The following is a 21,031-nucleotide window of genomic DNA, read 5'->3' as shown; positions in this document are numbered from 1 at the left end:
CTCGGCTCGCCCGCTCAGGCGACCGGGCGGTGGCCGGGCAGGGCGTGCAGGTCTTCGGCGGCGAGTTCGGCGGCGATGGGGTCGCCGGCCTCGGTCGCCTCGCGCAGGGCGGCGAACGAGTCGGCCATCGAGTCCCACTGCAGCACCTGGACGATGTTCGGCACGCGCAGTTTGTAGGCGAGGCCGTCGGTGACGTCGGTGCACACCTTGACCAGTGACGGGTTGCCGCAGTGGTCGACGTAGGTCGAGAAGAGCGCGATGGCGTGGGCGTTCAGCGCCGGGGCGTCCTCACGGTCGAGATCACCGAGGCAGACGTCGATCGCCCGCACGATCTCGCGCTTGACGGCGGCCGGCAGGTTCGGGACGGCCAGGCGGACGGCGCCGCCGAAGAGCACGCCGAGGGTCTGGACCGCCTGGACGGCCTCTTCGGCCTTCGGCGTCGCGACCTTCGTGTAGCGGTTCGGCGCCATCTCGACGAGGCCGGCACGCACGAGGTCGCCGAGGGCCTCGCGGATCGGGGTGCGCGACACCTGCAGCCAGGCGATCAGCTCGTCGTCGTGCAGGCGTTCGCCCGGTTCGAGCGTGCCGTCGATGATCGCGTCACGGATGCGGCTGCGGACCGTGTCGCGCAGCAGCTGTCGCTCGGCGGCAGGGGGAGTGACGGGAATCGGCATGCGGCCTCCTAGATCCTCACGGGCGTGTGCCCGGCCAGCATCCTAATACGGAAACGTCACATTTTGCCCGATGGGCAGCGAAGTCCACATGTCAATGCCAGTGGACGGGCTCGGTCCCGGGCGCGACGAAGCCCCGCCTCCACGACGGGGGCGGGGCTTCGTGACTCGGGTCGGTGCGGCTACTGGGCGGCGGCGGGGGTCGCTGCGGGCACGTGCTGCGAGGCGACTTCGACGCCGTGCGAGTCGCGCAGGGTCGTCAGGGTCTGCTCGATCTCGTCGTCGCGCTGCTCGGTCGTCCAGCCGAGCGAGCCGGCCATGACGTCGGCGATCTCGGTGAGCAGCTCGATGGTGACGCCACCGACGAACGCGAGGTTCGTGCGGCGCAACACGACGTCGGCCAGGTGGACGGCGTCCTCGTGCTCGGCGAAGTATGCGATCTCGGCCGTGGTCAGCGTCGAGTCGGCCTCGAGGGCCTGCGACGGCTGGTCGAGCAGCACCTCGATGACGTCCGAGGCGCGGGTGCCGTACCGGGTCAGCAGGCGGTCGACCTGGTCGCGATCGAGCCCGTCGGCGTGGGCCGCCACCCAGGTGGTGCGGGCGCCGTCGGTGGTCGGGAAGCCCTTGCCGCCGCCGATCGCCATGCCCGTCGTGTCGACGGACCGCGTCACGCCGAGCTTCGTCGTCGCCTCGGTCGAGAGGTGGGCCGACAGGGCGCGGAACGTGGTCCACTTGCCGCCGACGAGGCTGAGGACGGTCGTGCCGGGCAGCTCGGCGACCTCGGTCTCGACGATGCGGTAGTCACGGGACACGAAGCCCGCGGCGAGGTCGTCGTGCTTCGGCAGCGGGCGGACGCCCGAGTAGCGGTAGACGATGTGGCCGCGGTCGAGCTCGATGTCGGGGTAGACGTGCTTGACCAGGTCGAAGAAGTAGTCGACCTCTTCTTCGGTGCAGACGGCAGGCTCGGCCATGTCGGCCTCGAGGTCGGTCGTGCCGATGAGCACGCGACCCTTGAGCGGGTAGATCAGGACGATGCGGCCGTCGTTGTTCTCGAAGAAGATCTCGCGACCGTTCGTGGCCTCGAGCAGCTCGGGGCTGTCGACGACGATGTGCGAGCCCTTGGTGCCGCCCATGTACTGCGACTCGGCGCCGAAGGCCTTGTTGGTGAGGTCGGTCCAGGGGCCCGAGGCGTTGATGACGACGTCGGCCTTCACCGTGAACTCGGTGCCGGTGACGACGTCGCGCAGGGTCACGCCGCCGTCGGCGGTGCCGACGGCCTCGAGGTAGTTGGCGCTCCGGGCGTTGTCGCCGGCGGCCAGGCCATCCTTCAGCACGTCGAGCGCGAGGCGCTCGGGCTCGTGCACCGACGCGTCGTAGTAGGTGCCCGTGTACTTGAGGGCCTTGTTGAGGTGCGGCATCTCGGCGAGGGCCTTCTTGCGCCCGAGGAACTTGTGACGCGGCACCGAGCCGCCGTCGCGCGAGAACGAGTCGTACATCGTCATGCCGACCTTGATCAGCAGGGCGCCGCGCTCCTTCGTGGAGCGCTGCTTGTGCGTCAGCATGCGCAACGGGGCGTTCATGATGCCGCTGAACGTCGAGAAGATCGGCATCGTCGTCTGCAGCGGCTTGACGTAGTGCGGGGCGATCTTCAGCAGGCCGTTGCGCTCTTCGACGCTCTCGCGGACGAGGCGGAACTCGCCGTTCTCGAGGTAGCGGATGCCGCCGTGGATCATGTGGGACGAGGCGGCGGACGCGCCGGACGCGTAGTCGGCCCGTTCGACGAGCACGACGTCGACGCCCTGGAGGGCGAGGTCGCGGAAGGTCGCGATGCCGTTGATGCCACCGCCGACGACGAGCACCTGTGCCGTCGGGCGGTCGACGATGCGCTGCACGTTGGGACGGATCGAGTCTGTCTTCTTCGACATGGTCACTGCTTCTTTCGAGATGCGATGTCAGGTGGTGGTGACCGACTCGTCCTGCGGGCCGGTAGATTCATCGTCGTCCCGATGCACACAAGGTGCAACGGATCTGCACGAACGTGCAAGGAGGTCCCGTTGGTCGCTGGCGACACGTCCGAACGCACGCAGGAGGCCCTGCGTGCCGCGCATCTCTACTACATGCAGGACCTCACCATGGAGGCGATCGCGCACGAACTGCAGACGTCCCGCTCGTCGGTGTCGCGCCTCCTGAAGTCGGCTCGCGAGACGGGCCTCGTCGACATCCAGATCAAGTCACCCCTCGACCAGCCGACGGCCGTGGGAGAGGGTCTGCACCGACGCTTCGGCGTGGTCGCGCACGTGGTCCCGGTGCCCGACCAGACGAGCGACGTCGACCGGCTCGACCGCGTCGCGCTGTCGGCTGCACGAACGCTCACCCAGTACGTCGACTCGAACATGGTCGTCGGCGTCGCGTGGGGCTCCACCGTCAGTGCGGTCAGCCGGTACCTGGTGCCCAAGACCACGCACAACACCGTCTTCGTCCAGCTCAACGGTGCGGCGAACACCCGCACGACGGGCATCGAGTACGCCAGCGAGATCCTGCGGCGGTTCGGTCACGCGTACGGCGCCCTGATCCAGCAGTTCCCCGTGCCCGCGTTCTTCGACGACCCCGCCACCAAGAGCGCCCTGTGGCGGGAGCGCAGCACCCGACGCGTCCTCTCGTTGCAGGGCGCCATGGACCTCGTCGTCTTCGGCGTCGGCTCGCGCGAGGCGCACGTGCCGAGCCACGTCTACTCGGGTGGTTACCTCGAGCAGAGCGACCACGACAGCCTGGCCCACGACCACGTGGTGGGCGACGTCGCGACGGTGTTCTTCCGAGAGGACGGCTCGTCGGCCGACATCGAGCTCAACCGGCGCGCGACCGGGCCCGACCTGGCGACCATCCGACGCACGCCGCGTCGCGTCTGCGTCGTCGCCGGCGAGGCCAAGGTCGTCAGCGTCCGCGGTGCGCTCGCCGCGGGCCTGGTCACCGACCTGATCCTCGACGAGGGGACCGCCAGGGCGCTGCTGGCCAGCTGAGCCGACGAGGCCGTGCTCTGGAGGCGCGGGTGGGGTACACCGGGCCAGCCGCGACCCAGCCCGCCCGCGTAGACGGGAGGGGTCGCACACCGGGCCCCGACCGGCCCCGAGAGGAGCATCACCATGGCAAGCACCGAACTCACCGGACGCCGCGTTCTCGCGATCGTCACCAACTACGGCGTCGAGCAGGACGAGCTCGTCGTCCCCGTCGCGAAGCTGCGCGAGCAGGGCGCCACCGTCGTCGTCGCCGGCGTCTCCACCGAGCCGATCCAGACGCTCGTCGGCGACAAGGACCCGGGTCAGACCGTCCGTCCCGACACGACCATCGCCGAGGTCGACGCCGCCGATCACGACCTCCTGCTCGTGCCCGGCGGCACCATCAACGCCGACACCCTGCGAACCGAGAGCGACGCCGTCGACCTCGTCACGGCCTTCGCCACGGCGGGCAAACCGATCGCCGCGATCTGCCACGGCCCGTGGGCACTCATCGAGGCCGGCCTCGTGACGGGCAAGGAGCTCACCTCCTACGCCTCGCTGCAGACCGACGTCCGCAACGCCGGCGGCACCTGGGTCGACCGCTCGGTGGTGACCGATGTCGAGCAGGGCTTCACGCTCGTCACGTCGCGTGACCCCGGCGACCTCGACGACTTCGTCCGCGAGACCTCGACGGCCCTGGCCGCTACGGCCTGATCCGTCGTCCCCGCCGTGGGTCTTTAATGGGACGTCGGGCCACCGTCGGTCCGTCACCCGGCGCTCCGGCGCCACCCGGTCGAGAGAGAGGCGCGATGAAGTTCGGCAAGACGCGCGGGGCCCCCTCCGAACCGGCGACGCCCGATCCCGCCGCGCTCGAGCGTGCCGTCGCCGAGGGCGTGCTCATCTCGCGCGCGGCCGCCGTCGTCTCGGTGGCCAACTCGATCGTCATCCGTGCCCTGCGCGACGACGAGCACTTCGACCACGAGCGCACCCGCGAGGCCGTGCGCACCATCCTCGGTCGCCTCGCGGCGGAACAACGCGAGCAGAACGAACGGATCGGCGGCGAACGGGCGAAGGCCCTCAAGGCCAAGGGGCGGTCGCGACACCAGCACGACTACCGGCGCGGGGACGACGACACCCTCTGGTTCCGGGAGAAGACCTACACGGCCGTGGCCGACCGGCTGGACGAGCTGCAGTCCGACGACGACTTCGTGGGCGACATCGTCGCGGCGGCGGTCGACCGGGCCTGGGGCGACGTCGGGGCCGCGATCGTCACGAAGGTGTCGGCCGTCGAGGCGGTCGACCCGGCGTATCCCGACGAACGCGACCAGCGCCTCCGTGATCTCGTCGAGGTCGACCTCGCCGACCTGCTCGCGCAGCCGCCGCAGCGGTCGGACGCTCCGCACTCGACCTGACGGGTGCGTTCGTCCGTCGGCCCCCCGACCTGGGGCTGGCCCGCCCGGTACCCGGGCGAGAGCATGGAGGGACACCGCTCGGCCCTCACCACGCGGAGCCCTCGTCGATCAGGCCACCGCTGTGGGAGGAACCCTGCATGAACCGTTTCGTCAGTCCGCTCGTGCGCGGGATGATCCGCCAGCGCAACCGCTGGTTCGACCGACGTCTGGGGTTGCCCCGGCCCGAGGGCGTCGCACGGACGCACGCTCCGGGTGTCAGCCCCGATCGCGTGCTGCTGTTCGGCAGCGGGCCCGCCGTCGGGTGGGGCGTCCGCAGCCACGACCTGGGGCTCGCGGGTCATCTCGCGCGGGCGGTCTCGCAGGCGACGGGGCGCGGGGTCGACGTCGACGTCGTGGCCGACCCCTCGATGGGGACGGTGTCCGCCCGGCAGGTGCTCGGACACCGTGACCTCACGCGCTACGACGCCGTGGTCGTGGTGACGGGCATCAACGACGCCCTCGCCATGACCGACGTCACGAAGTGGCGGCGTGCGTTCGTCGACCTGCTCGTGCACATCGAGACCGAGACCGGGGGCGCGAGCAGCCCCGTGCTCGTCACGGGCGTCCAGTCGCCCAGCGAGGTGACGGTGTTCCGCATCGCCGGTGGCGGCCTCGTCGACCGACACGCGGCCGAGCTGAACGAGACCATCCGGGACGTCTGCTCGACCCACCCCCGCGTGCACGTGCTCATGCCACCGTCGCCGCTCTCGGGCCACGACGACCGGGACAAGCTGATCGCCAAGTACGCCCGCTGGGGCGAGGCGCAGGCCGAGATGCTCGCGCCCATGCTCGACGCGCAGATGTCCGCCGGCGGCGGCGTGGCCCGGGCGCGCCGACACGCTCCACAGGCCGAGGTCGACCGCATCGAGGCGATCCGGGCTCTCGGCCTCCTCGACACCGATCCCGAGGAACGCTTCGACGACATCGTCGAACGGGCGCGGACCCTGCTCGGCGCGAGCGGGGCCGCGTTCTCCCTCGTCACCGCCGACCGACACTGGAACAAGGCCCTCGCCGGAGGCGGTGACCGCGAGCTGCCGATGGCGCTCTCGTTCTGCGCCCACACGGTCGCCGGCGGCCAGCCGTTCATCGTCGAGGACGCCTGGGCCGACGAACGGTTCGGCGTCGAGGCGCCGGCGCGGTTCTACGCCGGCTACCCGGTCGAGAGCCCCGACGGCGTCCGCATCGGTGCGCTCTGCGTCGCCGACCCCGAGCCCCGCACGGTCGAGAGCGTCGACCTCGTCATGCTGCGCGAGCTCGCCCTCAGCGTGCAGCGCGAGCTCGCGAAGCAGGCCGTCGCGCGGGCCTGACGTCTCGTCCGTCGTCCCGTCTCGCCCCGTGTCGGCCTCACCGGTCGGCCGCCGTCGATGCACCGACGAGCCGTGCGCCCTCGGTGCAGAATCGATGGATGAGCGCCGAACCCCTGGTCACGCCCGACGGCCGGTACCTCGTGGTCCGCGGCCGGCTGTGGCGCCGGACCGATCCGCGCCTCGACGAGGCGACCCGCGCCTCCTTGGTCCACGACCTGATGGAGGCGCGGCGCGCGAAGAAGACGGCGCTGGCCGCCGACGACGCTGCCGCCGTCGAGGACGCCCGGGCCCGGGTCGACGCCGCCAAGACGTCGCTGGGCGAACGCGGCCCGGTGTGGTGGGACGACGACGCACCCGACGAGACCCGCCGCATGGCACGGAACACGCGGTACGCCGAGTGGTTCGCCGGCGTCGAGTCCGACGCCGCCACGAACTGACCACCGCACCACCCGGTCCGATGGCGCAGGGTCCCTCTCGTGGCGGGCTCCGGGCCTAGCGGCCCTGGCGCTTCTTGAACGGCTTGGGCTGGCCCTTGACCGCGGGCGTGCGGCCCTTGCCCTTGGACGCCTTGGCCTTGCCGCCGGCCGGCGGGGGTGGTGGCGGCGTCGGGGTCGACGGGCTCGCCAGTTCGTCCTCGGCCACGACCACCGCGGCCTTGCCGGCCTTGGTCAACCGGTAGGGCGTGACATCACGGTCGAACAGCTTCGCACCGAACTCGAGCTCGAGCGCCTCGATGGACGACTCGAGCTTCTGTCGCGAGATGCCGAGCTTGTCGGCCGCGACCGGGAAGTGCAGCACGTCGGCCGCGACGAGGAAGTGCCTCAGGTGGCTGGTCTTCACGCCGTGGCGACCGAACCGGCGGAGGAGCCGCCGACCGAGTCCGCGCGGATGCCGAGGCCGTCGAGGGCCTTCTGGAAGATCGTGAGGCCGCTCATGCCCGGCAGGTTCGAGATGTTCTGGTCGAGCTTGACGGCGGCCTTGCGGCCGTCTTCGCCGCTCATCAGCTGGCCGAAGACGAACTTGACGTCGTCGACCTCCATGATCGACGAGCCGACGGGGGCCCAGACCTTCGACAACAGGAAGCGCGTCAGCTTCTGGGCCTTCTTGCTCGCGAGCAGACGCTCGCGGGCCTGCGAGACGTAGAACGCGACGTGGCGGGCCTCTTGCTTGGCGATGCGCTTCAGCAGCTCGGCGAGCACCGGGTCCTGCTCGAGCTCGGCCATGCGCTTGTACGCCGACACGGCCGAGTACTCGTTGGCGGCGCCCCACGACATGTGGACGGCGACGAAGTCGGAGCCGACGATCTTGCCGAGCAGGCCCTGCTTGACCGGGTCGAGGCGCTCGCGCCAGCCGAGCTTGAGGCGGTTGGCCCGCAGCTGGTCGTAGTCGACCGTGATGCCGTGCACCTCGAGGATGGCGGCGAGGGCCTCGCCGTGCCAGAACTCCTCGCGGTTCCACATCGTCATGAACGTGGTCATCTCGTTCTCTTTGTGAGAAGGAGTCGTGAGCAGGTCACGGGTGTAGCAGACCGTGTGGTACTCGACGTCGGCCATGTAGCGCAGCGTCCGCAGCGAGTCCGCCGACAGCGGGTTCTTGCGGAAGTGGTCGAGGTCGAGGTCGTCCCAGCTCAGTCGTTCGGAGGTCGCGGCGAACTTGTCGATGTCGAAGGCCATGTGATGTCAGGAGGCGCGGGTTCAGACCCTGCCTCCGTCTCCTTTCGCTGTGGTGCTGCTGGTGCCGCTCGTGGTGCTGGTGCCGCTTCTGCCGTGGGGGCCGCTGCGAGTCCAATCGCGGATGCTCCATCTTCTTCGGAGCGCCTCACGTGCCAGATTGCTGTCGGGGTTGACCGCGTTCGGGTGCCCGACCATCTCGAGCCAGGCGAGGTCGGCGAACGAGTCACCATAACCGTACGACCCCGAGAGATCGATGTCGTTCGCCTGGGCGTACTGGCGCAGCCAGGCGGCGCGGGCCTCGTCGACCAGCGGGGGCTGTGCGAGGTAGCCGGTGTAGACGCCGCTGCGTTGGTGCATCGTGCTGGCGACGACGTCGTCGAAGAGGTGCGCCAGGGGAGTCGTCAGGGTGTCGATCGAGCCCGTGACCAGCACGGTGCGGTGCCCGGCGGCTCGGTGCTCGGCGAGGCGGGCGAGCGCGTCGGGGAGGGTGTGGCGCAGGACCGTGTCGGCGTAGCCGCGCGACCGCACGACGCCCGAGAGCCGCGCGACGGGCATGCCCTCGTACCGCCGCGAGAAGGTGCGGATGAACTCGCCACGGTCGCGACCCTCGGCCCGCAGGTACCGCGGCAGCGAGGTGAGCAGGCTGGCGACCTCGCCGGGCCAGGCGGCCTTGCGGAACCCGGCCGAGCGCACCCAGAGGTACTGCTCCACGATGTTGCTGTCGAGCACCGTGCCCTCGAGGTCGAACACGGCGACGACGTCGCCGCGTCGCGGCAGGGCCCGCGTGTCGGCGACGGCGGCCGACGCGGCGGGTCGCACCGAGAACGCCCGGGTCATCGAGGTGATCGACGGGAAGTGCACCTCTTGGAAGTAGGCCTCCCAGTCGACGTCGGTGACGTCGAAGCCGATGTCGGCGGGGGAGCCCGCCGGGAGACCGGCGTGCAGGGCCCGCGTGCGGCGGTCGTCGAAGATGATCTCGGACTGCACGTAGTGGCGGTAGAGGTCGGTCAGGCTCTGGAGCGACTCGAGGTCGGCCCGACGGGTCTGCACCCCGGCCAGCGCCGTGCGGGTGCGTAGCGTGCTCGGCAGTCGCGTGAGCACGGCCTCGCGGACGTCGTTGACGCGGTTCGCGGTGCGGATGGCGCCCTCGACCTTGCGCACGCCCGGGAAGTTCCAGTGCGGCGCCTCGATCGACGAGTGCTCGTCGCGGGGGAGCGGGTTCGCCGTGAAGAACGCCTTGAGGTTCTCGAACATGCGCAGGATCGAGAACGGGTTGCTGCCGCCCGAACTGGCGTGGAAGTACTGGGGGCTGCCGGCCTCGACCGGGTTCGCGGCGACCGCCAGGATGACGTTGACGACGTAGTCGACCGGGATCACGTCGAGCACGCTGTCGGGCACCCCGGGGAACTCGGGCAGCAGTCCGCGGGCGTACGACATGATCAGCGGGTCGGCGACCTTGAAGCCGTCGATCCAGCCGGGGTAGGGGTGCCGGTGGGCGCTCTCGACGATCGCCGGTCGGACCACCGACAGGCGGTGCCCGGCCTCGGCCCAGAGTTCTTCGGCGGCGCGTTCCGCGAAGGCCTTGGTCAGGGTGTAGACGTCGGTCCAGCCGAGCGTCTCGGCCCGGGTGCGCCCGTAGTCGACGAGACGGGCCTTGACCCACGCGACCCGCGCCTCCTCGGCGGCCGCGGCGACCGCCTGCGGACCGGTCTTGCCGTGTGCCGCACGGCCCTGGGCGAGGAAGGTGCGCAGCGTCTCGGGCTGCCGCGAGGCCGCCTCGACGCGGGCGCGGGCGTCGGCCGCGGCGGCGCGCTCGACGCGCCAGTCGACGGTGTGGCCGAGCGACGCCTCGGGGAACACGCCCTTGCGGATGCCGCCGACGTAGGCCGTCGACACGTGCACGACGTGCGGGTCGGTGCCCGTCTTCCGCAGGGCCTCGTACAGCCCGACCGCTCCGCCGACGTTGGTCTCGAAGGCCTGGTCGATCGGCGGGTCGAACGACACCGTGGACGCGCTGTGGATGACGACGTCGAGGTCGTCGGGCAGGTCGGGCAGGTCGCCGAGACCGCTCTCGATCACCCGGAGCCGCTCGGTGAGGGCCTTCTCGACGCCCTCGGCCCCGACGGCCTCGCGCCACGAGGCGAAGACCGGCTTCTTCAGCAGGTGCCGCAGACGCCCCTCGGCCGACGTGCCGGCCTTCGGACGGATGAGGAGCGTGACCGTCGTGCCGGGGTGCGACGAGAGCAGACGCTCGAGGATCGCCTGACCGACGAAGCCGGTGCCGCCGGTCAGCAGGACGTGCGATCCGCCGAGGTCGACGCGGGTGGCGCCCGGGGTCTGGTCGGGCAGCGCGAGGCCGGGGACGGAGCTCATGCGGTCAGCTTTCTGGTCACGGTCGCCCCGACGGAGGCGTCCAGGCCCGGCAGGTCGGCGACCTGCGCGCCCACGCGGTCGGCACGCAGATGGCCCTCGGCCCCGCCGAACACGGTGGCGTCGAAGAACGTGCGCTCGGAGTCGGCGCGCTCGACGGCGCCGATCGGCCAGACGGCCGTCAGCAAGGAGGCACGGGTCATCTTCACCGAGCGGCGCGAGTCGCGCAGTCGCCAGTCGGCCTCGCTCGAGAAGAACTGCTCGTGACGGCCCTTCACGACCCTCGCACGGTCGATCACGGTGGTCAGCGTGGGGTGTCCCGCGAGCTCGTCGAGGCGGTCGTATGCCTCTCGGAGCACCCACTCGTCGACGGCCCCCGTCGTCGTGTGCACGGCGACGATGGGGGACCCGACGGTGATGGCCTGCAGGGCCCGGGTGATCGGGCCACGGCGCTCGACGGCCTCGGAGGCGGCATGCCGCTTCGGGCCCTCGGGCACGTCGCGGTTGCGGGGCTCGCCGTGGGCCTCGAGGACGGCGTCGAGGGCGTCGGCCAGCCAGAACTTCTCGAACGCCCACGTCACGAGGAACGCGGTGACCCTCGTGTCTTTATGGGTGGCCGTGACCAGCAGGTTGCGCAGGTTCTCCATCGTGGCGCTCTCGAGACGGCCGAGGTGACGGACGAGGCGCAGGGCGTCGGGGCCGAGGGGCGCGTCGGCGAAGCCGGACAGGTCGAGGTCGGGACGCCAGTTGCCCTGGGCCGTCTTGGTGAACTCGCGGATGTCGAAGTCGGGGTCGGCGCGCGGGGCATCTCTGGTCGTCATGACAGGGGGTCCTCCGGGGCAGAAGTGGGCGAGGCGAGAAGGGCCTCGAACGTGTCTCGATGCGCGCAGTCTGCTCTCAGCACCGTATCGTAAGCGGCATGGCTGTAGCGCTCGTCACCGGGGGCACGTCCGGCATCGGAGCCGAATTCGCCCGCCAACTCTCCATGCGCGGCTGGGACATCGTCCTGGTCGCGCGTGACCTCACCCGACTCGACGAGACGGCGACCGCTCTGCGCGCGCTGGGCCGTGACGTCGAGGTGCTCGCGGCCGACCTCGGCGACCGTGGCGACGTCGACCGGGTGGCCGAGCGGCTGGCCGATCCGACCCGCCCCGTCGACCTGCTGGTCAACAATGCCGGTTTCGGCATGCACACCCCGTTGACCTCCACCGACGTCGCTGCACACGACCTCGCGTTCGAGGTCATGTGCCGGGCCGTGCTCGTCCTCTCGGGTGCGGCGGCGAGGTCCATGCGCGAGCGCGGCCGGGGTCGCATCGTCAACGTGTCGAGCACCGCGGGGCTGATGGCCATGGGCAGCTACTCGGCGATCAAGGCGTGGGTGACCTCGTACAGCGAAGGTCTCTCGGTCGAGCTCAAGGGCACCGGGGTGGGCGTCACGGCCCTGCTGCCGGGCTGGGTGCGGACGGAGTTCCATCAGCGGGCCGGCATAAAGTCGTCGTCCATACCCAACGCCCTGTGGCTCAGCACCGAACAACTCGTCGTCGCCTGTCTGCGCGACGTCGACAAAGGCAAGGTGATCTCCATGCCCACGCTTCGGTACAAGGTGCTGATGGGATTGGTCCGGCACGCTCCCAAGGGCGCCGTCCGGGCCGCGTCCGGCGCGATCTCGTCGAGCCGCCGCAAGCCGGTGGGGCAGTGAGCGTGAAGGACGACGGAGAACGCCGCCGCGACCACGCCCGCCTCGACGCCGTGGCGCAGCGGGTCGACGACGTCAGGGCCGACGTCGCCCAGCGAGCCGGAGACGTCGCCCAGCGTGCGGGTGACGTCGCGAGCGACGTCCGCGACCGCTTCAGCTCGCGGCGACACGCGATGGCCCGCTACGTCGCGCAGCGCATGGTGCTCAAGCCCACGATCTGGTCGATCACCGACGTGACGGTCATCGACCGTGACCGGGTCGAGGGCCTCACCGGGGGCTTCATCGTCGTCGCGAACCACTCGAGCCACCTGGACGCCCCGCTCATCCTCGGTGCCCTGCCCCGCAAGCTCGCGCGCTACCTGGCCACGGGCGCCGCGGCCGACTACTTCTTCGACGTGCCCTGGCGGCGTCAGCTGACCGAACTGTTCTTCAACGCGTTCCCGGTGCAGCGGGGCTCGGGGACGCCGGCCTCCGCGGTCGACGCGACCCGCGCCTCCTCGTCCGGTGCGTCCGCCGGGTCGACGCCGCAGAGCTCGGCCCGCCGGCGTGCCGCGGCGAAGGCGGCCGCCCGCGGGCGCCAGGGGCAGCCCACCGTCAGTGCGCGCTCCCTGCTGCAGCGCGGCTACCCCGTGCTGGTGTTCCCCGAGGGCACCCGCTCGAAGGACGGCACGGTCGCCGCCTTCAAGCCCGGTGCCGCCGCGCTCGCGTCCGCCTGCGGCGTGCCGGTCGTGCCCCTCGCCCTGATCGGCGCGAACATCGCCCAGCCCCGAGGGCGCAGTTGGCCCCGGCCCGGTCGACTTCCCGTCGGCGTCGCGTTCGGCGACCCGATGCGGCCCCACGACGGCGAGTCCGTCACCGACTTCTCGACGCGCGTGCGCACCGAGATCCTGCGTCTGAAGGACGCCAACACCGCCCGCATCCTGGGCCCGTCAGACCCGCACGAAGGAGAACGCCCGTGACCGACGTCCAGCAGAAGAAGAGTGCCGCCGTCGACGGCGTCAAGCACATGAAGTGGTGGGGCTGGGGCGTCGAGGGCGTCGCCTTCCACCACGACGACAAGCCCGCCTTCGCCCCCTTCGTCAAGAAGATCGTGGGCGTCGAGCTGTCGCAGGGTCACGACACCGGCCTCTCGTTCGACGACCTCGACGTCCCCGCCTCGCGGGCCGGTGCCGAGGTGCTCGACTCGCTCGTCCAGATCGTGGGCGACGGCCAGGTCGTCACCGACGACCACGACCGGGTCGTCCACACCTACGGCAAGAGCATCCGCGACCTGATCCGCATCCGTGCGGGGCGTCTCGACCGCGTGCCCGACGTCGTCGTGTACCCGGCCGACGAGGACGAGATCCAGCAGATCGTCGACCTGGCCGTCGCCAGCGACGTCGTGCTCATCCCGTTCGGCGGCGGCAGCAACATCGTCGGCAGCCTCGAGCCCCTGCCCGCCGAAGAGCGCACGGTCGTCTCGCTCGACATGGGCCGCCTCGACAAGGTGCTCGACATCGACGAGGACGGTGGGCTGGCGCGCATCCAGGCCGGCGGTCAGGGCCCCGACCTCGAGGAGCAGCTGAACGCCCGCGGTTGGACCCTCGGTCACTTCCCGGACAGCTTCACCCACTCGACCATGGGCGGCTGGGTCGCCACCCGCTCGTCGGGCATGCAGAGCGACAAGTACGGCGACATCGCCGACATCACCAAGGGCCTGCGGGTCGTGCGCCCCGGTGGCGTGCTCTCGATCCGCGCCGTGCCGAGCGCGTCGACGGGTCCGTCGCTGCGCGAGATGATCATCGGCAGCGAGGGACGTCTCGGCGTCATCACCGAGGTCACCGCCCAGGTGCACCGGCTGCCCGAGAAGCGTGAGATCCTCGCCTACCTGTTCCCGTCGTGGCACGACGGCCTCGCCGCCATGCAGGCCATCGCCGAGAGCGACGTGAGCCCGTCGGTCACCCGCGTCAGCGACGCCCACGAGACCGCCTTCTCGTTCGCCACGTCGAAGCCGGGCAAGGGCATCTCGCAGAAGGTCACCGACCTGTTGCCGACCATCCTGAAGGCCAAGGGCTGGGACGTCGACGCCATGTGCCTGTCGTTCATCGGCTACGAGGGCAGCCCCGAGCACGTCGCCCACACCCAGAAGGCCGTCGCCAAGATCGTCAAGGCGAACAAGGGCATGAGCGTCGGCAAGGGGCCGGGCAAGCTCTACGACCAGAAGAAGTTCGACACGCCCTACCTGCGCGACTTCTTCATGGACCACGGAGGCGCGGCGGACGTCTCCGAGACCGCCGCCCCCTGGTCGAAGCTGCGCCTCGTGTCGTCGCGCGTCTACGCCGCGGCGAACCAGGCGTTCGACAGCATCGGCAAGCAGGGCTGGATCATGGGCCACCTGTCGCACTCGTACCACTCGGGCGCGTGCCTGTACTTCACCTTCGCCTTCGAGCACGGTGACGACGCCGAGGCCGAGTACGACGTGGTCAAGCACGCCATCCAGCAGGCGTTCATCGACACCGGGGCGACCGTCTCGCACCACCACGGCGTGGGGCTCGAGCACCAGCCGTGGCTCGCGCAGGACGTCTCGCCCGAGGGCGTCGCCGTCATGCAGGGGCTGTTCGACTCGGCCGACCCGGGACGCGTGTTCAACCCCGGGAAGGTGACGGGCGCGTAGTCCGGCACCGCGCCTCCCGCGCTGCCGCTGCCGCCGCCGCCGCCGCCGCCGCTGCCGCCTCGCAGGGCCGGCCACCCCGCCACGAGATGGTCACAGCACCGCGATTAGTCCTGGTGCTGTGACCGCCTCACGGTGCTTTCCGACCGAACATGCCTCGTGCACAGGGGTGACGACGTGAACCCTGTCCACAGGGAGGCGCTGGTCGGGCCTCGAGGGCGGTGGGCGCGGACAGGGTGGGGGTGTGACCACTGCGCTTCCACCCCTCGTCTTCTCCGCAACCTACGGTTCCCAGAGCAGGCACGGCACCGCTCTGAGGCGTGACGCGAGACGGGGCCTGCTGCATCGGGTGCACCCTGGGGCCTACGTGGAAGCCGCCGACTGGGCGCGTCTCGACAGACGTGGACGACACGTCTTGACGACGCGGGCGGTCGTGGCCGGCTTGTCACCGCGGGTCGTCGTGTCGCACGGCTCGGCCGTCGCCCTACACCGTCTGCCGAGCGTCGACTGGCCGCGAGGGCCGGTGCATGTCATCGATCCCGGCCGCGACCGGACACAGGCGACCGCACGAGTCGTTCGCCACCCGGGGCCGATCGATGCACACGACACGGTCGAGATCGACGGGCTCCTCGTGACGAGCGAGGGGCGGACTGCCGTCGACAGGTCGAGGACTGCGTCCTTCGCCGACGGGGTGCTCTGTGTCGACGCCGTCCTTCGCCGACGGGGTGCTCTGTGTCGACGCCGTCCTTCGCCGCGCCGCGGCTCGGGCGGGGTGTTTCGAGGCGTCCGACCGACGCGATCCGCGTCGGTCCGCTGGTCACCGGTCGCTCGTGGACGCCGCGGCCGACGGAATGCGCCGGCTGCTGTTCGAGCGGCTCGACCGCGAACCCGGCACGCGGGGGCTGTCGACGGCGCGTGGGGTCATGGCGTTCGCCACTCCGTGGGCAGAGAACGGCGGCGAATCCCTCTGTCGCCTGGCGCTGCTCGAGCTCGGCGCTCCTGAGCCCGCCATGCAGGTCGAGTTCTTCGACGACGAGGGGTGGCCGGACGATGTGACTTCGTGATCGGTGACGCGGCGCTCGAGTTCGACGGCAAGGCCAAGTACGACGATGCTGCGATGCGTGCGGGCCAGGTGCCGTCTGCCGTGGTGAAGGCCGAGAAGGCTCGTGAACGGCGTCTCGTGCGATCTGGTGGAATCTCGGCGATCGGTCGATGCGACGCCGAGGACGTCGCGCTGCGCCTTCCGCTCGCCAGGATTCTCCGTGATCTCGACGTCCAGCTCAGACCACGGCAGAACGCCAGGATGTGGCCACACCGCCAGGTTTAGGCATGGTGCTGTGACCACATCATGGCGGCCTGCTCATATCGTGGCGGGGCGGCACGCAGGGCTGGGGGACACACAGGGAGACGGCGCAGGGCGGCTGCCTAAGATGAGCATCGATTCGTCCGCACAGACCCCGTTCACGGAAGAGACCCGCGCATGCCCGGAATCCACGCCGACATCACCTCGGCCTTCGGCAACACCCCGCTCGTCAAGCTCAACTCGCTGCCCGCCGAGGGCGGGGCCGAGGTGCTGGCCAAGCTCGAGTTCTACAACCCGGGTGCCAGCGTCAAGGACCGCCTCGGCGTCGCCATCGTCGACGCGGCCGAGGCGTCCGGCGACCTGAAGCCCGGCGGGACGATCGTCGAGGGGTCGAGCGGCAACACCGGCATCTCGTTGGCCCTCGTCGGTGCCGCCCGCGGCTACCGGGTGATCGTCACGATGCCCGAGACGATGAGCGTCGAACGACGCACCGTCATGAAGGCCTACGGCGCGAAGATCGTCCTGACCCCCGGCCCCGAGGGCATGAAGGGCGCCGTCGAGCGAGCGAAGCAGATCGCGGCCGAGACCGAGAACGCGATCTGGGCGCAGCAGTTCGAGACGCAGGCCAACGCCGAGATCCACCGCCGCACGACCGCACCCGAGATCCTGCGCGACACCGACGGGAAGATCGACTTCTTCGTCGCGGGCGTCGGCACCGGCGGCACGATCACGGGCGTGGGTCAGGTGCTGCACGAGAAGGTCCCCGGCGTGAAGGTCGTCGCCGTCGAGCCCGCCGACTCGCCCCTGCTGAGCGAGGGCAAGGCCGGGCCGCACAAGATCCAGGGCATCGGCGCGAACTTCGTGCCCGAGGTGCTCGACCGGTCGCAGATCGACGAGGTCTTCCCCGTCCAGCTCGACGACGCCCTGCGCGTCGCGCGCGACCTCGCCACGAAGGAGGGCATCCTCTCGGGCATCTCGTCCGGCGCGATCATCCACGCCGCGCTCGAGATCGCGAAACGGCCCGAGAACGCCGGCAAGCGCATCGTCGCGATCGTCTGCGACACCGGAGAGCGCTACCTGTCGACCGTGCTGTTCCAGGACCTCGCGGACGCCTAGGGTGCGGTTGGTCGCCCGCCTCCGCGAAGACCTCGACACCGTCCGGAGGCGCGACCCGGCTGCCCGAGGACGCGTCGAGACCGCGCTGGTCTACTCGGGCCTGCACGCGGTGTGGGCGCACCGCGTGACCTCGCGACTGTGGCGTGCGGGGCGGGCACCGCGCCTCCTCGGGTCGCGGTTCGCCGCGCGCCTGCTGTCGCAGGCGGTCCGATCGCTGACCGGCGTCGAGATCCACCCCGGGGCCCGCCTCGGAGCCCGCCTGTTCATCGACCACGGCATGGGCGTCGTGATCGGCGAGACGGCGGTGGTCGGTGACGACTGCACGATCTTCCACGGCGTGACCCTCGGGGGCAAGGGACGCGGAGGCGCGCTCGGCCGCCGGCACCCCACCGTCGGTGACGGTGTGATGATCGGTGCCGGTGCCGCCGTGCTCGGCGGCGTCACCGTGGGCAGCGGCAGCGTCGTCGGGGCCAACGCCGTCGTGACCAAGGACGTCCCGGCCGGGTCGGTCGCGGTGGGCGTGCCCGCCGTCGCCCGGCCGCGTCGGCCCTGACGAGGCCGCGTCGAACCTGATGAGGCCGCGTCGGCCCTGACGAGGCCGCGTCGGCCCTGACGAAGCCGCGTCGAACCTGACGAGGCCGAGTCGGCCCTGACGAAGCCACGTCGGCCCTGACGAGGCCGCGTCGGCCCCGGGCCGGGGTCGGGGCCGGGCCGATCAGCGGCGGGGCTCCCAGCGGAAGGCCTTCGTGGCCGCGAGGGCGCCGAGGGCCGCCCAGACCAGTGTCGGTGCCAACAGCACGGACACGAGCGACAGGTCACCGCCGTTCCAGGCCAAGGTGATCAGTTCCATGAGCCCGCCGCCGGGCAGGATGCGTTTGAGCCAGAGCAGGTCGTCGGCGCCCGTGATCGTCCACCAGATCGCCACCCCGAGCGTGATCAGGTAGAGCGGCATGGTCGTGTACTGGGCGTGCTCGGGCGAGGTGCTGAACCCGGCCGTGGCCAGGGCGAAGCCGGCGAACATGGCCTCGGCGATCAGGACGGCCGCGATCAGCAGCCCGGCGTGCACCGGGGGCTCGCGGAGCGCGAGCACGCCGAGCACGATGACGAGTTGCGCGACGCTGACCACCACGACGGGCAGCACGAGCCCGGCGATGATCCCCGCGTCGCCGACGGACCCGCTGCGCAGGCGCTTCAGGTACAGGGACTGACGACGGGCCGCGAGGGTGGTCGTCGCGGTGACGTAGACGCCGAGGCCCACCATGCCGATGATCTGCACGCCGGCGAGCATGCCGGCGGTGCCGTACGAGTCGAAGGCGTAGGTGAGGGCCCCGAAGCCGAGGGGCAGCAGCAGGGCGCAGAGGGCGACGGTGCGGTTGCGCACGAGCATGCGCAGTTCGGCGAGGGCGATGGCGAGCGGGCCGGAACGACGTCGCGAGCCTGCCGACCGGGTGGGGGAGGGACGGGTCACGGTGGTCATGGGATGTCCTTTCGGAGGGGGACGGGGGAGGGGAGCGGAGTCCGGTGACGGCCGACGCTCAGGAGGCGCGGCTGAGGTCGCGGAACACGTCGTCGAGTCCCGACTCGTGCACCGTGAGACGGGCCAACGGGCGATCGGCGTCGGCCGCCCAGCCGAGCAACGCCCCGAGGTCGCGCTGGGCGTCGTCGGTCTCGATCACGACGAGGTCGTTCTCGGTCCGGGCGACCTCCAGCGGGAGGCCGTCGAGCGGGCCGGGGGCGACGAAGCGGATGGAGGTCGTGCTGCCGGCGGTGAGGTCGGCGACGGTCCCTTCGCGGCGGATGCGCCCCCGGTGCATCAGACCGATGCGGTCGGCGTTCTCGGCGGCTTCCTCGAGGTAGTGGGTGGTCAGGACGAAGGTGACCCCCGCCTCCCGCAGTTCGGCGACGACCGCCCAGAGCGCGTCACGTGCCGCAGGGTCGAGCCCCGTGGTGGGTTCGTCGAGGAAGACGAGCTCGGGGGTGCCCCAGACCGCGGCCGCGAAGTCGACGCGGCGGCGCTCGCCGCCCGACAGCTGGGCGACCCGGGCCCGGGCCTTGTGGTCGACGCCGACCAGGCCGAGCACCCGGTCGACGTCGTCGTCGCGACCCGAGACGGCGCCCGACAGCAGGACGCTCTCGCGCACGGTGAGCTCGGGGGCGAGGCCGGAGTCCTGCAGCATCGTGCCGATCCGCGGGCGGATGCGCCCCCGGTCGGTCGGATCGCCGCCGAGCACCTCGACCCGGCCCGTGTCGGCCGTGCGGTGCCCTTCGAGCACCTCGAGCGTGGTGGTCTTGCCGGCACCGTTCGTGCCGAGGAGCGCGTACAGCTCGCCGCGGTGGACGGTCAGGTCGAGGCCGTCGACGGCGGTGAACGAGCCGTACGAACAGCGGAGGCCGTGCGTCGAGATGACGGCGTCGCCGCGCTCGGCGGAGCCGGGTGCGACGGCCGGTCGGGGCGTGGTGTCGATGGAGTTCGTCATGACCTCGACGATCTCGCGCCGGGCGGACGACGGGTAGTGCCGACGTGCCATCCGTGCCGTGTGACATCGGTCATGCTCGGCCATGACATCGGGCACCTCCGTGCGTCGGCGGCCTCCGTTAGCGTGGTCTCATGCCCCACCTCCCGCTGGCCGTGCGTCCCCGACCGGGCGGCCACCTGCCCCCGCTCGCGCGCATGCGGCGGTACGTCACGTGGTCGTTCGTGGCGCTCGCGGTCTTCACCACCCTCGTCCTCGTCGTGACGCTGCTGGCCGAGGGCACCTCCTGGTGGCTGGTGGCGGCCTCCGGCGTCGCAGGGGCGCTCGTCACGGCCCACTCGTTCTTCTGGGAGCGCCGCCCACCCGTCCCGTTGGCGGTCGCCGGCCTCGTGGTCTCGTACCTCGTCTGGCTGACGGTCCCGCTCGGCGGGCAGAACGCCCTGCTGCTCTTCCCCTTCGGCCTCACCGTCGGGTACCTGGCGACGACGCCCCCGCTCGCCTCCTGGCGATGGGTCGCCGCCGCCGTGGTCGCCGCGCTCGTACCCGTGGTGGTCGTCGAGGTCGACGCGGCCGCACCGCTCGTGGGGCTGTCGACGGCGGTCGTGATCGGCCTGCTGTCGCTCTACGGGATCTGTCGGCTGAACCGGTACGGGTTCGACCTGTACCTCGAGATCGACGCGGCCCGCGAGACCCAGTCCGAGCTCGCCGTGATGCGCGAGCGGTACCGGTTCTCGGTCGACCTGCACGACATCCAGGGGCAGGCCCTGCACGTCGGTCGCCTGCAGCTGCAGCTGGCCGACAAGACCCTGGACCGCGACCCGGCCGCCGCACGACGGCACCTCCGCGAGGCCGAGCAGCTGATCGTGCAGACGATCGCCGAGACCCGTCGGTTGGCCTACGGCGAACGCACGCTCACGCTCGCCGGCGAACTGGCCAACTCGGCCGAGCTCATCCGCGCTGCGGGCATCGAGCTCGAGGTCACGGGTGTCCCTCCCGTCGGGCACCCGGCCGACGACCTGTTCGGTCACGTCGTGCGCGAGGCCACCACGAACCTGCTGCGCCACGCCCAGGCCGAGCGGGTCACCATCGTGCTCGGCCTCGAGTTCGTCCAGGTGGTCAACGACGGCGCGGCCGAACCGATGCGCGGCCTCAGCGGCCTCGCCCGCCTCGGCGAACGGTTCGCCGCGGTCGGAGGCACGGTGACCACCCGGCACGAAAACGGCCGGTTCCGGGTCGAGGCGAGGGCAGCCGCGACAGGAGCCGGGGGAGCGCCCCGGCCGACGGCGACACGGGCCGCGGCGGCCCCCGCGGTGGCCCCCGCGGCGTC

Annotated in this window: 21 protein-coding genes; 13 read left to right on the top strand and 8 right to left on the bottom strand. The window is 71.3% G+C overall.

Annotated elements, in window-relative coordinates; all coding sequences use genetic code 11:
* Positions 1-14 precede the first annotated feature (14 nt).
* Together SZ60_RS16545 and SZ60_RS10375 are read right to left on the bottom strand one after the other, a co-directional pair.
* Entirely contained in the window at positions 15-674 is a 660-nt protein-coding gene (locus tag SZ60_RS16545) for a GntR family transcriptional regulator (protein ID WP_052505322.1), read from the bottom strand.
* Between the two features lie 179 nt (positions 675-853).
* Positions 854-2,596, bottom strand: a complete 1,743-nt coding sequence (locus tag SZ60_RS10375; protein WP_043595729.1) for a glycerol-3-phosphate dehydrogenase/oxidase — start codon at positions 2,594-2,596, stop codon at positions 854-856.
* 192 nt (positions 2,597-2,788) lie between these two features.
* Here SZ60_RS10375 and SZ60_RS10370 point away from each other — a divergent pair, with 192 nt between their 5' ends.
* The 5 genes from SZ60_RS10370 to SZ60_RS10350 all read left to right on the top strand — a co-directional run bounded on the left by SZ60_RS10370 (position 2,789) and on the right by SZ60_RS10350 (position 6,859).
* Entirely contained in the window at positions 2,789-3,688 is a 900-nt protein-coding gene (locus tag SZ60_RS10370; RefSeq protein ID WP_231567117.1) for a sugar-binding transcriptional regulator, read from the top strand.
* 123 nt (positions 3,689-3,811) lie between these two features.
* A complete protein-coding gene (locus SZ60_RS10365; RefSeq protein ID WP_043595708.1) occupies positions 3,812-4,378 on the top strand; it encodes a type 1 glutamine amidotransferase domain-containing protein in 567 nt (188 codons plus the stop codon).
* 95 nt (positions 4,379-4,473) lie between these two features.
* Positions 4,474-5,076 carry a hypothetical protein gene (locus SZ60_RS10360; protein ID WP_043595706.1) on the top strand — a complete coding sequence of 201 codons (603 nt, stop codon included), beginning with the start codon at positions 4,474-4,476 and terminating at the stop codon, positions 5,074-5,076.
* A 137-nt stretch (positions 5,077-5,213) separates the two neighbouring features.
* The gene (locus tag SZ60_RS16540) at positions 5,214-6,422 is read left to right on the top strand and encodes a GAF domain-containing protein (RefSeq protein WP_052505321.1); all 1,209 of its coding nucleotides are present in this window, start codon (positions 5,214-5,216) and stop codon (positions 6,420-6,422) included.
* A 98-nt stretch (positions 6,423-6,520) separates the two neighbouring features.
* Positions 6,521-6,859 carry a hypothetical protein gene (locus SZ60_RS10350; RefSeq protein ID WP_043595704.1) on the top strand — a complete coding sequence of 113 codons (339 nt, stop codon included), beginning with the start codon at positions 6,521-6,523 and terminating at the stop codon, positions 6,857-6,859.
* A 55-nt stretch (positions 6,860-6,914) separates the two neighbouring features.
* Here the strand turns inward: SZ60_RS10350 and SZ60_RS10345 are convergent, their stop codons facing one another.
* From SZ60_RS10345 to SZ60_RS10330, 4 genes are read right to left on the bottom strand one after another with little or no spacing between them, the layout of a single operon-like run.
* Positions 6,915-7,262, bottom strand: a complete 348-nt coding sequence (locus SZ60_RS10345; protein WP_043595703.1) for a LysR family transcriptional regulator — start codon at positions 7,260-7,262, stop codon at positions 6,915-6,917.
* The gene (locus SZ60_RS10340) at positions 7,259-8,095 is read right to left on the bottom strand and encodes a hypothetical protein (RefSeq protein WP_043595701.1); all 837 of its coding nucleotides are present in this window, start codon (positions 8,093-8,095) and stop codon (positions 7,259-7,261) included. The genes SZ60_RS10345 and SZ60_RS10340 overlap by 4 nt, the downstream gene beginning before the upstream one ends.
* 21 nt (positions 8,096-8,116) lie before the next feature.
* Positions 8,117-10,468: an SDR family oxidoreductase gene (locus tag SZ60_RS10335; protein ID WP_082060044.1), complete on the bottom strand. Its 2,352-nt coding sequence runs from the start codon at positions 10,466-10,468 to the stop codon at positions 8,117-8,119.
* A complete protein-coding gene (locus SZ60_RS10330; RefSeq protein WP_052505320.1) occupies positions 10,465-11,286 on the bottom strand; it encodes a hypothetical protein in 822 nt (273 codons plus the stop codon). The genes SZ60_RS10335 and SZ60_RS10330 overlap by 4 nt, the downstream gene beginning before the upstream one ends.
* 98 nt (positions 11,287-11,384) lie before the next feature.
* Here SZ60_RS10330 and SZ60_RS10325 point away from each other — a divergent pair, with 98 nt between their 5' ends.
* The 7 genes from SZ60_RS10325 to epsC all read left to right on the top strand — a co-directional run bounded on the left by SZ60_RS10325 (position 11,385) and on the right by epsC (position 17,783).
* Positions 11,385-12,164, top strand: coding sequence for an SDR family oxidoreductase (locus tag SZ60_RS10325; protein ID WP_043595700.1), 780 nt, complete (start codon positions 11,385-11,387; stop codon positions 12,162-12,164).
* A 2-nt stretch (positions 12,165-12,166) separates the two neighbouring features.
* Positions 12,167-13,120, top strand: coding sequence for a 1-acyl-sn-glycerol-3-phosphate acyltransferase (locus tag SZ60_RS10320; RefSeq protein ID WP_082060043.1), 954 nt, complete (start codon positions 12,167-12,169; stop codon positions 13,118-13,120).
* A complete protein-coding gene (locus SZ60_RS10315) occupies positions 13,117-14,814 on the top strand; it encodes an FAD-binding oxidoreductase (protein ID WP_342212149.1) in 1,698 nt (565 codons plus the stop codon). Before SZ60_RS10320 ends, SZ60_RS10315 begins: the two co-directional genes overlap by 4 nt.
* 827 nt (positions 14,815-15,641) lie before the next feature.
* Positions 15,642-15,875 (top strand): hypothetical protein, encoded by a 234-nt coding sequence (locus SZ60_RS17250; RefSeq protein WP_156155574.1) that lies wholly within the window; start codon positions 15,642-15,644, stop codon positions 15,873-15,875.
* A complete protein-coding gene (locus SZ60_RS10305) occupies positions 15,872-16,138 on the top strand; it encodes a hypothetical protein (protein ID WP_043595697.1) in 267 nt (88 codons plus the stop codon). Before SZ60_RS17250 ends, SZ60_RS10305 begins: the two co-directional genes overlap by 4 nt.
* Before the next feature lie 153 nt (positions 16,139-16,291).
* Positions 16,292-17,230 carry a cysteine synthase A gene (gene cysK / locus SZ60_RS10300; RefSeq protein ID WP_043595695.1) on the top strand — a complete coding sequence of 313 codons (939 nt, stop codon included), beginning with the start codon at positions 16,292-16,294 and terminating at the stop codon, positions 17,228-17,230.
* Between the two features lies 1 nt (position 17,231).
* Positions 17,232-17,783 (top strand): serine O-acetyltransferase EpsC, encoded by a 552-nt coding sequence (gene epsC, locus SZ60_RS10295; RefSeq protein ID WP_043595694.1) that lies wholly within the window; start codon positions 17,232-17,234, stop codon positions 17,781-17,783.
* A 162-nt stretch (positions 17,784-17,945) separates the two neighbouring features.
* Here epsC and SZ60_RS10290 read toward each other — a convergent pair whose 3' ends face one another.
* The gene (locus SZ60_RS10290; RefSeq protein WP_052505319.1) at positions 17,946-18,707 is read right to left on the bottom strand and encodes a hypothetical protein; all 762 of its coding nucleotides are present in this window, start codon (positions 18,705-18,707) and stop codon (positions 17,946-17,948) included.
* Positions 18,708-18,765: 58 nt separating this feature from the next.
* A complete protein-coding gene (locus SZ60_RS10285; RefSeq protein ID WP_082060048.1) occupies positions 18,766-19,707 on the bottom strand; it encodes an ABC transporter ATP-binding protein in 942 nt (313 codons plus the stop codon).
* Between the two features lie 131 nt (positions 19,708-19,838).
* On the opposite strand from SZ60_RS10285, the gene SZ60_RS16535 reads away from it, so the two are divergent.
* The coding region (locus tag SZ60_RS16535) for a sensor histidine kinase (protein ID WP_052505318.1) at positions 19,839-21,031 on the top strand (1,193 nt) is incomplete at its 3' end.

The organism is Frigoribacterium sp. MEB024 (assembly GCF_000878135.1).
In the GTDB taxonomy this organism is placed as follows: Bacteria; Actinomycetota; Actinomycetes; order Actinomycetales; family Microbacteriaceae; genus Frigoribacterium.
The sequence above is the reverse complement of the archived record's forward strand: the minus strand, read 5'-3'. Positions and strand labels throughout refer to the sequence as shown.

Excerpts from the sequence above, each read along its gene's own strand:
- SZ60_RS10290 (WP_052505319.1), bottom strand. The coding sequence starts at position 18,707 with ATGACCACCGTGACCCGTCCCTCCCCCACCCGGTCGGCAGGCTCGCGA.
- SZ60_RS10330 (WP_052505320.1), bottom strand. The coding sequence starts at position 11,286 with ATGACGACCAGAGATGCCCCGCGCGCCGACCCCGACTTCGACATCCGC.
- SZ60_RS10360 (WP_043595706.1), top strand. The coding sequence starts at position 4,474 with ATGAAGTTCGGCAAGACGCGCGGGGCCCCCTCCGAACCGGCGACGCCC.
- SZ60_RS10370 (WP_231567117.1), top strand. The coding sequence starts at position 2,789 with ATGCAGGACCTCACCATGGAGGCGATCGCGCACGAACTGCAGACGTCC.
- SZ60_RS10350 (WP_043595704.1), top strand. The coding sequence starts at position 6,521 with ATGAGCGCCGAACCCCTGGTCACGCCCGACGGCCGGTACCTCGTGGTC.
- SZ60_RS10325 (WP_043595700.1), top strand. The coding sequence starts at position 11,385 with ATGGCTGTAGCGCTCGTCACCGGGGGCACGTCCGGCATCGGAGCCGAA.
- SZ60_RS10285 (WP_082060048.1), bottom strand. The coding sequence starts at position 19,707 with ATGACGAACTCCATCGACACCACGCCCCGACCGGCCGTCGCACCCGGC.
- SZ60_RS10340 (WP_043595701.1), bottom strand. The coding sequence starts at position 8,095 with ATGGCCTTCGACATCGACAAGTTCGCCGCGACCTCCGAACGACTGAGC.
- cysK (WP_043595695.1), top strand. The coding sequence starts at position 16,292 with ATGCCCGGAATCCACGCCGACATCACCTCGGCCTTCGGCAACACCCCG.
- SZ60_RS10335 (WP_082060044.1), bottom strand. The coding sequence starts at position 10,468 with ATGAGCTCCGTCCCCGGCCTCGCGCTGCCCGACCAGACCCCGGGCGCC.
- SZ60_RS10375 (WP_043595729.1), bottom strand. The coding sequence starts at position 2,596 with ATGTCGAAGAAGACAGACTCGATCCGTCCCAACGTGCAGCGCATCGTC.
- SZ60_RS16540 (WP_052505321.1), top strand. The coding sequence starts at position 5,214 with ATGAACCGTTTCGTCAGTCCGCTCGTGCGCGGGATGATCCGCCAGCGC.
- SZ60_RS16545 (WP_052505322.1), bottom strand. The coding sequence starts at position 674 with ATGCCGATTCCCGTCACTCCCCCTGCCGCCGAGCGACAGCTGCTGCGC.
- SZ60_RS10365 (WP_043595708.1), top strand. The coding sequence starts at position 3,812 with ATGGCAAGCACCGAACTCACCGGACGCCGCGTTCTCGCGATCGTCACC.